At 53.8% G+C, this 12,696-nt stretch carries 11 protein-coding genes and 1 pseudogene; 5 read left to right on the top strand and 7 right to left on the bottom strand.

What is annotated here, in order from left to right:
• Nucleotide 1 precedes the first annotated feature (1 nt).
• The 7 genes and pseudogenes from ACR0IR_RS03095 to ACR0IR_RS03065 all read right to left on the bottom strand — a co-directional run bounded on the left by ACR0IR_RS03095 (nt 2) and on the right by ACR0IR_RS03065 (nt 7,826).
• Complete coding sequence (locus tag ACR0IR_RS03095; protein WP_170363830.1) at nt 2-1,033, bottom strand: branched-chain amino acid ABC transporter permease; 1,032 nt, start codon at nt 1,031-1,033, stop codon at nt 2-4.
• Nucleotides 1,034-1,756: an ABC transporter ATP-binding protein gene (locus ACR0IR_RS03090; RefSeq protein ID WP_170363831.1), complete on the bottom strand. Its 723-nt coding sequence runs from the start codon at nt 1,754-1,756 to the stop codon at nt 1,034-1,036.
• Nucleotides 1,749-2,513, bottom strand: a complete 765-nt coding sequence (locus ACR0IR_RS03085) for an ABC transporter ATP-binding protein (RefSeq protein WP_170363832.1) — start codon at nt 2,511-2,513, stop codon at nt 1,749-1,751. Before ACR0IR_RS03085 ends, ACR0IR_RS03090 begins: the two co-directional genes overlap by 8 nt.
• A 76-nt stretch (nt 2,514-2,589) precedes the next feature.
• A complete protein-coding gene (locus tag ACR0IR_RS03080) occupies nt 2,590-3,765 on the bottom strand; it encodes a substrate-binding domain-containing protein (RefSeq protein WP_170363887.1) in 1,176 nt (391 codons plus the stop codon).
• A 137-nt stretch (nt 3,766-3,902) separates the two neighbouring features.
• Nucleotides 3,903-4,541, bottom strand: a pseudogene (locus tag ACR0IR_RS03075) (IS6 family transposase); the annotation flags it as partial.
• Between the two features lie 1,322 nt (nt 4,542-5,863).
• Entirely contained in the window at nt 5,864-7,402 is a 1,539-nt protein-coding gene (locus ACR0IR_RS03070) for a ShlB/FhaC/HecB family hemolysin secretion/activation protein (RefSeq protein WP_170363833.1), read from the bottom strand.
• A gap of 124 nt (nt 7,403-7,526) precedes the next feature.
• The gene (locus ACR0IR_RS03065) at nt 7,527-7,826 is read right to left on the bottom strand and encodes a hypothetical protein (protein WP_170343556.1); all 300 of its coding nucleotides are present in this window, start codon (nt 7,824-7,826) and stop codon (nt 7,527-7,529) included.
• Nucleotides 7,827-8,208: 382 nt separating this feature from the next.
• On the opposite strand from ACR0IR_RS03065, the gene ACR0IR_RS03060 reads away from it, so the two are divergent.
• From ACR0IR_RS03060 to ACR0IR_RS03040, 5 genes are all read left to right on the top strand, one after another.
• Nucleotides 8,209-8,724: a DUF805 domain-containing protein gene (locus ACR0IR_RS03060; RefSeq protein ID WP_170363834.1), complete on the top strand. Its 516-nt coding sequence runs from the start codon at nt 8,209-8,211 to the stop codon at nt 8,722-8,724.
• Between the two features lie 73 nt (nt 8,725-8,797).
• A complete protein-coding gene (locus ACR0IR_RS03055) occupies nt 8,798-9,568 on the top strand; it encodes a hypothetical protein (protein ID WP_170343554.1) in 771 nt (256 codons plus the stop codon).
• Nucleotides 9,552-10,088 (top strand): hypothetical protein, encoded by a 537-nt coding sequence (locus ACR0IR_RS03050; protein ID WP_170343553.1) that lies wholly within the window; start codon nt 9,552-9,554, stop codon nt 10,086-10,088. The genes ACR0IR_RS03055 and ACR0IR_RS03050 overlap by 17 nt, the downstream gene beginning before the upstream one ends.
• 1,755 nt (nt 10,089-11,843) lie before the next feature.
• On the top strand, nt 11,844-11,981 hold the full coding sequence (locus ACR0IR_RS03045) for a hypothetical protein (RefSeq protein ID WP_170337404.1): 138 nt from the start codon (nt 11,844-11,846) through the stop codon (nt 11,979-11,981).
• Nucleotides 11,981-12,670 (top strand): hypothetical protein, encoded by a 690-nt coding sequence (locus tag ACR0IR_RS03040; RefSeq protein ID WP_170363836.1) that lies wholly within the window; start codon nt 11,981-11,983, stop codon nt 12,668-12,670. Before ACR0IR_RS03045 ends, ACR0IR_RS03040 begins: the two co-directional genes overlap by 1 nt.
• The last annotated feature ends 26 nt before the right edge of the window (nt 12,671-12,696 follow it).

Here is a 12,696-nt window from a genome sequence, read left to right as displayed (position 1 = left end):
TTCACTTGGCCTTCACTACAGGCAGCATGCCTTGTGGCCGCCACATCAAGATTGCAGTCATCAGCGCGATGTTGGACACAAGCGCCAGTTTGGGTTCGAGGAATGCCACGTAGTTCTGCAAAAGCCCGACCAGGAGCGCGCCAATGAAAGCGCCCTCGACCGAGCCAAGACCACCGATAATTGCCACGATGAAAACAAGGACCATCATGCGTTCGCCCATGCCGGCAGTGATAACCTCTTGATAAAGGCCCCACATCACACCGCCCAAGCCAGCAAGCGCTGATCCGGCGATGAAAACGCCGACGAAAACCACGCGCAGTCGGTATCCCAACGCTTCGACCATCGGGCCGTTTTCGACGCCTGCCCGAACGATCAATCCGATCTTGGTACGGCGCAGGATCATGCGCATGGCAATGAACAGAACAGCTCCGATCCCCACGGCGAGAAGGCGATATTTTTCCATCGCGGCGCCTGCAAAGGTGATCGCGCCTTTCAGCATTTCGGGGCGGTTGATAAAGATCTCATCCGGGCCCCAGATCACATGGATCAACTGTTCGATCACGATCAGGCCGCCAACGGTAACAAGGATCTGCTTTAGGTGTGCGCCGTAGACGGGTTTGACGATCACCCGTTCGAACACCCAGCCCAACGCACCAGTCACAGTCATGGCAGCCACAACCGCAAGAAAAACTGCCGACATGTTGAGCAGCAGTGAGGTCGCTCCGGTCCAGTCGCCAAGCGCGATCAGGACCGAGATCCCGACGAAGGCCCCGACGGACACAAATGCACCGTGGCCAAAGTTGATGACATCCATCAGGCCAAACACCAGCGTAAGCCCGGATGCCATGATGAAAATCATCATCCCCATGGCGAGGCCCGACACGGTCAAAGTCAGCCAGGATGATGGAGCGCCGATCGCAAAGAACCCAAGCACCACGAGGATCGGGATCAATAGAAACGGCATCGCCTTGTCCAGACGCTCACCCAGCGACACGTCCGCGAAGGTTGGCCTGTGATCAGGAGCGGCGGTCATTCAGTGCGCCTCCATGCTTAGACCCATCAGGTTTTCCTGAAGGTCTTTATTGCTTGCAAGTTCCGCCATGGCCCCGGTCCAGATTACGCGCCCGTCATCCATGACAACCGCGCTGTCCCCGAGGGCTTTGGCGACTGAAAAATTCTGTTCCACCAGAAGGATCGAGCGGCCCTGTGCCTTTAGTTCGCGCAGAGCGTTGGCCATGGTCGCAATGATGGCTGGCGCCAGTCCCTTGGTGGGCTCATCGATCAGATACAGTTCGCGGTCTTCGGCCATAGCACGGGCAATGGAGAGCATCTGTTTTTGGCCCCCCGACAGGTTTCCCGCTTCGCTGTTCCAGAAGGTGCCCAGTGCCGGAAACGCGCCCAACAGCCACTCCTTCCGTTTCAGGTCAAGCGGACCGGAGCTCGCACCCAAAACCATGTTTTCTTCGACCGTTAGATCGCTGAAGATACCCATGTCCTCGGGCACGAAGCCAATGCCGGCGCGGGCGCGGGCAGAGACCGGCAGGCGCTTCAGGTCTTGGCCGTCATAGAGTATCTCGCCCGACTTTGCGGTCCATTGCCCCATGATAGTCTTCAGCGTCGTGGTCTTGCCTACGCCGTTGCGGCCGAGAAGCATTGTCACCTCGCCACGGGGCACCTCAAAGTCGACACCTTGCAGAATGTGGTATTGCGCGATGTCGGTATAGACACCTTTCAGCGTCAGGATTGGGTCAGACATGATCCATTTCCTTACCCATGTAAGCCTCTTGCACTACGGCCGAGGCCATGACTTCGGCTGGTGGACCGTCAGCGGCCAACGCGCCATTGTGCAAAACGATAATGCGGTCAGCCAGAGTTCGGATCACGTCGAGCTTGTGTTCGACAAGCAGCACTGTTCTGCTGGTATCGGCCTTGATCTCTGCAATCAGGTCCAGGATCACCGGAGCCTCATCCACGCTCATGCCTGCTGTTGGTTCGTCGAACATGTATACCAGCGGGTCGAGGCCAATAAGCATGGCCACCTCCAGCTTTCTCTGATCGCCATGCGACAGTTCGGACACCAGTTGGTTTTTCTGCGTATCGAGGCGAACCCGCTCCAGAATGCCGCTGGCTTCCGCAGTCAGTTCGGTGTGGCTGTCTGCCATCGAGAATAGCCCAAAGCCTTTGTGTTTACGCGACTGGATCACCAGTCGAAGGTTTTCAAGAACGGAAAGGTCGGGGAACAGGTTGGTCAACTGAAACGCACGTCCCAGGCCTCGACGGCAGCGTTCGGCGACACCGAGGCGGGTGATGTCCTGACCATTCAAGGTCACTGTTCCCGCGGTCGCCGCAATCTGACCTGAGATCAGGTTAAAGTAGGTCGTCTTCCCTGCGCCGTTGGGTCCGACAATTGCCGTCAGCTCTCCGGCTGGAAATCGGCAGGTCACCGTATCGACGGCCACATGCCCACCAAACCGCACAGTGAGTGCGTCAGTTTCCAAAAGTATCTGGGTCATTGGATGAAGTCCTAATGTCCCCGGGGCGGCAAAAGACAAACCGCCCCGGCTTCATGCGACAAACTGAGGCCGCAGCTTATTGATTGCGAACGGGAATTTCCATCTCGTCCATGCCGATCTCACGGACCAGCACCGGCACACCATAGTCCTTGCCGTCCTGAATTTCGGTGCGGAAATGGTACATGGTCTGCATTGCCTGATGATCTTCTGGGCGGAACATCATCGTGCCTTTGGGAGTTTCCCAAGTGAGCCCCTTCATCGCAGCAATCAACGCTTCGGTGTCTTCAGCGCCTCCAGCCTTTTTGATCGCTTCAACAATGGCGATTCCTGCCGCCATGCCGCCGGCTGTAAAGAAATCCGGCGGGCTGTCGAAACGCTCAAAATGCGTTTTCACAAGCCAGTCGTTCACCGGGTTCTTGGGGATCTCATAGTAGTAGTAGGTGGCGCCTTCCATTCCAGGCAGCTCTTTGTACGCCTTAAGAGCCGCTAGGATGTTTCCGCCTGTGGCGATCTCGACCCCAAACCGGCCAGGCTCCATCGCGTTGATCTTGCTCATCGGATTGCCGCCACCGGCCCAGATGATGAACAACTTCTTTTCGCCTTCGATATCAGCCATCGCATTGAAAATGCGTTCTGCGGCTGCGGTGAAATCCGTTGTGTCGGTCGGCACATATTCCTCATGTGCCAGTGTCGCACCTGTTCCTTCCAAAGCTTCCTTGAAAGCCGCCACGCCGTCGCGACCAAACGCGTAGTCCTGCGCCAGAGTTGCAACCGTGACGTTCTCACCGCCCAGAGCAACAGCGTTCGCAATCGCATCCTGAGAGGAGTTGCGGCCAGTACGGAAGATATATGGGTTCCAGTTTTCACCAGTGATCGAGTCCGCCACCGCGGGCTCTACGATCAATACACGCTCGTATTCCTCGGCAACGGGCAGCATCGCCAAAGCAACACCAGAACTGACCGGGCCAACCGCGATATGGGCGTCATCGTCGCCGTAAGCCTCTTCCAGTTGCGCACGGCCAATGTCCGGCTTCAACTGTGTGTCTTTCTCGATGATGACGATCTTCTCCCCATTGATCTCCATCGTGCCATCCGTGGCGTATTCCAACCCCAGCTTCAGACCATTGTGGGACTGGGCTGCATAGGCCTCAAAAGGTCCAGTTTTGCCGTAGACATGGGCAACTCTTATTTCCGCAATCGCCGTAGACGAAATCAACGCGCCGACAGCGGTTAGTGCGAGCATGCGCAACATAAAGGCTCCTCCCGTTTTCCTCCGTCGAAAATGAAACATGAATCATAATTCATGTCAAAGATAATTGTTCTGAGAGGCGGCCAACAAGTTGCATGGAACTCGTTAGGCCCGCTTCGGTATGTAACAAGAAACCCCATGGTTAGCGATCTTTCCTGGTTGAAGTGATTGTAGACGGAGGAATGGACGGAGGCGAATTTCTGTAGACTTCGCATGCGCCTGAAACGCTGCATCGTGCGTTCGCGTCGTCGAAACGGCAGGTGTGAATTCTCGGCGCGGTTGTTGAGCCACCTGCCCGTCTGTTGTTTTTCGAACGCGCCTATTTCTCTGAGCGCAGCCTTGTAGGAAGCGAAGCGATCTGTGACGACCTCCTTGGCGCAACCGTGCCGTTTCATCAATTTCCTGAGGAATTTTAGTGCTGCAGCCTTGTTTCGGCGCTTGGTGACAACTGCTTCCAGCACTTCACCTTCGTGATCTACTGCACGCCACAGATAATGTCGCTTGCCATTCACCTTTACGAAAACCTCGTCCACGTGCCACTTCCATTTCGAGAATGCGCGCAGCTGCTGCACACGCTTCCGTCGGATCTCAGCTGCAAACATTGGACCAAACCTGTTCCACCAATATCGGACGGTTTCGTGGCTCACGTCGATGCCTCGCTCGTGCAACAGATCTTCGACATTTCGAAGCGAGAGCGGGAAACGGATGTACAGCATCACCGCAAGGCGGATGACCTCGGGACTGGTTTTGAAGTACTTGAAAGAGGCAGGTTTGGTCATGGGCAAAAGCTACGCAACCGTCCTGCCTGCCTCAAGACAAGTTCTTCTGACAAGACCCAGATGACAATTGAGGAACTTTTGGTCGATTAATCTCATTGTCCGAGCAAAACCCACCAAGTGAGCTTCAGCGCTGCTTTCGTTTAACCGAAATAATGCATCCAGAGTGTTTTGGATGCCGTGCAGGGACATCTCGTGCCATAGCGTCCACGTTTCCGAGGTGCCGCAACGCTCCGCTGTTCAGCAATACACCACGCCCTGCATCGTAACGGCGCTGTCCAAATCCGCTGGCAACGCATTCCCAGTTTTCCTTGGCCGCTGCGTTGCGGAACCTGGGTAATTCGTGCGGGTCATGCCGTCCAGGTGTTGCTGCGACATGATCGTGCTTCTTTGAATTGCTTTGGTGGGTCAAATGGTGGGTCACCTGTGTTGTGCCAGTTGGCCGGACAGTACCGGTCGTCGGCCTTGGCTTTGGGCGCATAACTGTCACGACGCCTTGTGGTTTCGGATGTCCTGGGACGGCCACGTGAGTTGCCGTAGGTTTTGGTGTCAACTGTGGAACTTGACCAGGAACCGCTATGGGAACCTGGTTGGGAGTCGCGGTTGGAACGAGCGGTGGCACAGCAGTTTGACCGCTGGGTTGAGGCGGAACCTGACCAGGAACAGCGACTGGTATTTGGTTAGGTGTTGCTGTCGGCACCAGGGGCGGCACATTGGGTTGAGGCGGAACCTGGCCAGGGACAGCGACTGGTATTTGGTTAGGTGTTGCTGTCGGCACCAAGGGCGGCACATTGGGTTGAGGCGGAACCTGGCCAGGGACAGCTATCGGAACTTGATTGGGAGTCGCAGTCGGAACTTGCGGCGGCACAGCAGTCGGTCCGGTAGCCAACGGCGGAACCTGATTGGGAACGGCTGTCGGAACCCGGTTTGGTGTCGGGTTTGGCACCAATGGCGGAGCTAGTGTCGGCGCTACGATCGGCGTTGGAACCTGACCGGGAACCGCTATTGGCGTCGCGATAGGAACCCGCCCGGGAATTGCGTTCGGGACCGCGCCCGGTGCAAGGACCGGCACTGTAACGGACGTCGGCGTTTGCGGCGTTCCTCGAGGTGGCAACTGATTTGCCACCGGCTGCGTTGGGCCGGTAATTTGATTGCCTGGCCCTTGCCCACCGGTCTGCCCGCATCCTTGGCCGGACTGGTGTGGGTTCCCTACACCTCGACACCACCCGTAGTGATTTCCGCGGGCAAAGACCTGCGTAGCGGCCAGTCCAGCAATCAAACAAGCTGCGGAAAGTAAAGCAATGCGGTTCCGTTTCATAACATCCTCACCAACTTGTTGTCAGAGCAAGATACGCGCCAGGATCGCCAGAGTCGGTCAAAGGACCGTCCCTCAAAGGAACACCGACATATCCGGACAAGAATAGGTTTTGCTTAAACTCAATGTCCAAACCCAGACCTGTCGATGCCAGTGTAGCACTTTCAACTTCAAAACTCGCAGGGTCATTGTTCGAGATGTACCCCACGTCGAAAAAAGCAAAGGGTGTTAAGCGATGTATGCTCTGGGACCTAGGGAAGTAGGAATGAGACACTTCGAAAATCGCGGAGATCCCGGAATCACCATCTACCTCGTCAAAACGATATCCGCGCAAAGCATAACGATCACCAAGGAAGTACTCCTCTACCGAGGGCAGCCGGTCGGTTGTGAACTGGCCCCAGATCTCAGTGCGCCAAGCTGTGTTGGGCGACAAGCCCGTTAGCGGGCTTTCGTATCCAATGCCGCCCCGTAGATGCCAGAACGAGGAGTCGCCGTCGTCAAAATTCGCGTCCGTCGTATTATTGTTGCCAAACGATAAAGTTAACCCAGCCTCCAGAGTTTGCCCTTTTGGATAGTTTTGCCCATAGAGATACGTTAGGCCGACGACACCTGCGTCACTGGATAATGGCACGCCGCCACTGACTGAGTCCGCCTCGGAAAGGCGATAATCCAGCAGAAGATATCCATAACGGGCCACATCGCGGATCACGGGGTAGCCCAACGCGACGGTGAAGTTCTCGCCATCAACATCTGTTCTTGCAAACTCCCCCGAGAGGTCACGTTTTGCATTTATGTTTCCGTAGAAAACCTCACCGTATAGACCATCGCTGTTTAGCGGCGTGCGATAGGTAACAGCGCCCCACAAAGAGTGTTCGTCGTCTTTGTCCCAATTGTAGTTGCCAGACCCCTCAAATCGCAGCAAATCCCCGACAGTCAGCGTCGAATAAAACTCTTGCACGACATAGAAGCTGAGCGCTTCTCCCAGCTCACGCGGAGGGTTGTCGAGTGTCGCACTACCGGCTTGTTTTCGCAGTGGCTCTCCCAATACTCTCAGCCGAGCACCAGCCTGATCCGGGTAATCAAGTTCGGTCGACACGTCCAAGTCGGGTATGTCCTCGGCGAGCATAACTGCCCGCTCAAATTGTTTGAGAGTTATCGGGTATGCGGTGGTGAGTGGGCGAAAGATCTTTTCCAAGGTTTGGAACGTGCGCGTATCTACCCCTTCAATTTCGATGGTTTGAATGCGTCCTTCATCCACAACTATGCTCTGCCCATCGGGTCCAGGCCAGGCCTCAGCCAAGAAGTAACCGTCTTCTCGGTAGATCTGCGTAATCGTTGATGCGACATCCGCCGCTGTGATGCGCCCCGACCGGTCAAAGGCCAACTGACCGGCAAACGTTAACAGCTCATCGGTATCATACACCGTTACGCCACTGACAGAGTGCTGGGATGCGATGTCCCAAGTTTGGGCCATGCTGTATTTTGGGACTGATACAATAGCCAAAAAAGTGCAAATGATCGCAATTACAACCGAGTTGGTTACGGGCATTTTCTACAACCTTAGCATGATTGAGCATGTTAAAACCCAATCCTATTACGAGGTTTGAATGTCTGAGCTTACCGGTACTCAAATTTGATCACGACTGGTGCTTTCGAGATACACAGCGACCAGATTACAGTGCGCCTTCGTCGCCCAGGAACTCGATACCAGCTGTCGCGCCATCACTGTAAGCAATGCAATTCCAAGGAGCACGGTCCTCACCAACACCGACAGTGACTTGTGTTCCAGCTTCGCTAAACGCGGATGAGAGCACAACGACTTGCGAATTGTTCGTTGTTTTGGCTACATCTCGCAAACACGCCTGCTGAGCGGGTGTGAGTTCGGCGGACGCGCTAGACGTACTCGTTTCGTCACATGCCGCAAGCAATGCAAACAAAGTTGTGCCTGCAATCATCACTGTCTTTTTGGTCATTTTCTTCTCCATCAGGGTCCATCGAATCTAGTGAAGTTGGATGCTCCTTTTTGAAGCGTCCGCTTCTACTCAGCCAATTGAGCACAGCTCGATCCGGTGCTTACCTATCTCAAAGATTTGTCGCCAACGGATTGGTCGGGGGAACGATATTGAGTTGATTGCCGGGGCCGACAACAACGGAGGTAAAATATAGTTGTGTCGAATTCGCATGTTTGAATCTAATTTTTAATAAATCAATATTTTTTCCGCGCGTAAATTTCTCTACGCTCTCGTACGATAGGCCTCTGCGTTCAAACAAAAAAGGTAACTGGGAGCTAAGAGTGTGTTCCCCTGAGCGGCGAAGCGATTTGAGGCCGCACAAAAACAATGAAGGGATTGAAAGATGGGATTTGGTGAAGCCGTTAAGACGTGTTTCTCGAAATACTTCCAGTTCTCCGGTCGGGCTATACGCTCAGAATACTGGTGGTTCTTCTTGTTTGTGGTTCTCGTGAGTGCCGCTTTAGCTGTGCTGGATACGATCATATTCGGGACCAACCCCGAAACAGGCCAGGGATCTCGGGTCCTGTCCTCTGTTTTCCAACTGGCTGTTCTCATACCTATGCTGGCCGCCGGTTGGCGAAGGCTGCATGATACAGGACGACCTGGCTGGTATTTGCTGCTGCCGATGGCGCTCAGCATTACAACGCTCTTTGTTATGCTGGGTGGGGTGGCGTTCTTTTCGGTATTGGAGCAAGGGACGGACAACCCCGATGCATTGCGAGGACCTGCGGCCGTCCTGGGCGTGACCGGTATTGTTGTTGTCTCAATTCTTCAATTGGTTCTGTCCATTCTGATGATCTGGTGGTTGACGCGCCCTTCGGAAGAAGGCGCAAACGAATACGGCGAGCCTGTTTCCTGACCTGGTTGTCCGGGCAACGGGCCGGAATTTCTGCTGAATGACAGTGCGAACCGTAACTCAATGGAGAGAAAAAATGAGCTTCAAAACCATTTCCATTGGAATGCTACTGATGGCAGGAGCGACCACAGCATCAGCGGAGTGGTCGTTCAACTCCGGGCCTAATCCCAATGCATTTAATCAAACCGGAAACATGACCCTGGAACTTCAGTGTAACCGTATCCGCTTCGCTCCAGCTGGATATGAGGACAGCCAGGACATTGTGGAGAAGCAAGGGCTTTCCATTCGTTTTTTGAAGAACGGCACTACCGAGGTTGGGGCATTTCAGGTTGGCGCAGAAAACGCTGCCGTGCAGATCGTCGACAACTATCCCGTCGAGGTCAGTTTCAATAGTCAAGAGGACTATGGTTTTGTACTGGACCAGCTTGCGGCCAATGCATCGGTTAATCTGTCGATGATTGATCAAGATGTCAGCTACGGAATCTTTGACTTGAAGGGTTCCAGCGCAGCAATTCGGTCCCTTCGTTCCGCCTGCGACTCAGATGCTAGCCAAGGGACCTCCTACGAAGCACCCGAAGGCATCGTCTATTGTGGTGGCGGAGCGAAAAAACGCCAAATCGAATATGTAATTCTGGACAATCCAGAGGGGGAGTGGGACGCGCGAGTAACGGTCAACGGCGAGTCGATCAGAGCCATGACGGCCTACAGTTACTTCGGAAACTATGAGCCGCCCGCCGGATTTGTCGTCGCCCTGCTTGGGGAAGACAGGTCCGAGTTTCTGATTTTTAGCGAAGGCTCGGTAAACTGGCTGGAATACGGGGACTACAGATATGATCAGTGCAATTGATGCCACCTTCCAAACAGCTTCCCAAATAGTGCGTCAATTGAAAGGTTTAGTTTCCAGGTTTGTGCTGGTCTCTGGTCTAGTATGGAACTCACCAGCTGTCGCGGCTGATGTATCGCAACTTCCGCCCGGTTTGCAGGCGAAGGTTGATCTGGCGGCACAGGCCTGCGCGGAGTTCAACGACGGTCAGTTTGACTTAGACTGGGGTGCGGTTGAGAGGGTCGATCTCGACGGAGATCTACGACGCGACTGGGTTCTGAATGAGTCTGGTTTCGCGTGTTCAAGCGCCGCATCTCTTTATTGCGGAACTGGCGGATGCATGTCGCATTTTTGGGTTGGTGAAGAGGTGCAATCCTTGCTCAATCAAGGCTGGACAGTCGTTGATTTTGGGCGCCAACGCGTTGTTGTGGCAGGTATTCATGGATCCGATTGCGACGGAATAAACCCAACGCCTTGCGTTACGGCCAGTGTTTGGGACGCGGACGCTAAAACGTGGCGCTCGTCTGCTGGTGATTGGGAGTAAACTGCAATTGGGCACCGTATAGAAGCCTGAGAGCCTGTTTGTTCGATGGGTTCTCTGTAGCATGCAAACTTTGGGCGAAGTTTCAGCATATTAATTTATAAAATCAATCTTATACATGTAGAAGTTTAAACGCACCTACACCCAGTCTCGGAAATTGCAAAATCTTTTTACGAATGTCCGCTTCGGGCTCAAGGCAGACGTTCGCTCACCTACGCTCAATGACTGAATTGCGGACAACGCTGCCATCCGCATTTTTTTCCAAAGGACCGCAGACAGCCCAAAACGGACATTCGCAATTAGACTTTGCAATTCCCGAGAAGCGTAGCAGATCAACCATTTGCTCGCGCCGCGAGTGCTTGCGCAGCATCAGTTCACAGGAGCGGCACGAATGTCGATGCGTTGCTGCTGATGACGTCAGGCCAGTCATTCATAGCCACGAGGGAACCTTGATCACGTACCGCTCTTTCGCCGCACTCAGGCTCGACAAGAGAGACGCGGACTCAAGCTGCCATTCGCTGCTGGTCCGACCCCAAAACCCTACAACAACAGATTAATGCCAAGTAACTTCTTTCGGCGGTTCACCAGGCTACTTGGTCACGTGCTTGTTTCAAAACCACCTGCCTTGGCAGTACTAGCGTTGCGACGAGGGAAACTTCCTTGACTCTATTCTGGCTAAGGACCACAAACGTGCATTGGTAAAAATTACTCGACGCCGCGATGCTGCCGGCTTCGATGATCCAATGGCCTTCAGACTAACTGTAGCATGTGCCCCAGCATAGGAACGGGTTTCGCTGGGGTCTTCGCGATGAGCTCGTTCCTCGCAAGCATTCGCAATTGTCACCTGACATGCACCAGTCATTGCGTGACCCATGAAAGAAGGCGCCGTATGAACAGCACAAGGCTCATAAATTGCGTGCTTGATGCCCGATAGATCAGGTCTCAGGCTCAGTTTCAATCAGTCGTTAATCGTGTTTACGCGCTGCATTCTTTGTCTAATCCCGACACTCTTGGTGTTGCTCTCAGGAACGCAGCTTCCTGCCCAAGTCGGAGGCAATGCCGATGGATCGGTTTGTGACGAAGGTTTCGAAAACAAGAATGGATCGTGCCAAAGAACAAACGTACCCCAAAACGCATATTTAACGGGTAGCTCCTATGGCAGCGGGTGGGAATGCAATCACGGTTTTAAGAATGTCGGAGAACTCTGTGAGAAAATAAGAGTTCCTGAAAATGCCTACCTGGCATCAACCGGAGATCAGTGGACGTGCAATCGGCTGTTCCAGCGTGCCGGAGAAGAGTGTGAAGAAGTGATTTCGCCCCAAAATGGGTACGTCGAAACTCGGTTTGGCGTGCAGGAAATACACTGCAACTGGGGATTTCGTAAAGAAAACCAGGATTGTGTTGCAATAGATGTCCCAAAAAACGGTCGTCTGAGCGACAAAAGAAGCTCGGATGGATGGGTGTGCCTCAGAGGTTACAGGGCGGCGGAGAGCAGCTGTGAACCAGTGGCAATTCCACAGGATGCATATCTCGCCCCTGAGACTTTTTTTGGATGGAAATGCGAACGTGGTTTTCGCGCAAACCGGAACAGGTGCGATAAGATTCAAGTTCCTTCCAACGCTCATTTGAACCGAAGAGGTGACGGTTGGGAATGTAATCGTCCATTCACAAGACAGAACGATACGTGCACGGAAAATGTGCCATAACAATGCGTTGGTGGAAACCTATGCCGCATGAGAAATCAGGAAGGACAAAGCCGTGAACAATGACTCGATTGATGAAAACCTGGGCAAGAGCATCAAGGCTGAAAAGGCGCGTCGCCGGTCCAATGGGATAAAGATATCTATTGCATCGGCGGTGTTTGTCGCAGCGATAGTTGTAGTGGTGTTTCTCTGATGCGCAAAAATACCCCTCAAATTACCCTTTCCGGTTCAAAGATGTCAGCTCGAGGTCTGGAACAACGAGCATTTCAGGACCGCAGTGTTCGTAAGTCGCGGAACGCTGACGTATCAGGAGTGATTGAGGAAGAGTTTGGAAAGTACTTGATCAAGGCCGGCGTTCTGAGCGGCGATAGTGTTGCACGGGCATTTCCCAAACCGCCGGCCAAAACGCAGACAATGATTGCCGATGCAGTTGGAGAAACACCAGCATTGGCTATAGAAGCCTTGAAAGAAATTCTCGCAGAACGAGACAGGAAGCGTAGCGGTCAACGCCGTTTGGAGGGAAACTCCGGAACCCTCGTTCCCAGTGAAAGAGAATATGCCGAGGCATTGCGCCAGATCAGGCTCACCCCTGCGCAGGTCAGGTTGCTGAAAGCACTTACAATCGCGGGCAAGGACGGTCTGACCATTGGTAACTTGTCTCAGGCGGCCGGCTACAAATCGCGCGAAGCCTCTATCAAGGTCTTCAAGAAAATCGGGCTATTGATTGCGGAATATCTGGAGCTGGATCTTCCCGAAGCCGGATCGGCACAGAATGATGGAGCCGCACAGGTTCTGGCATTTTCTCACATCGAAAGTGACGACGAGCCCGCAACTTGGATTATGCATCAGGAACTGCGCGACGCTGTTCGTTCGGTTCTATGACGCACGTTCCAGCCCCCGCTTTTGAA

This window comes from Ruegeria sp. CF2 (assembly GCF_056537385.1).
Note: the sequence above shows the minus strand (reverse complement) of the source record. Positions and strands in the feature narration are given on the sequence as shown.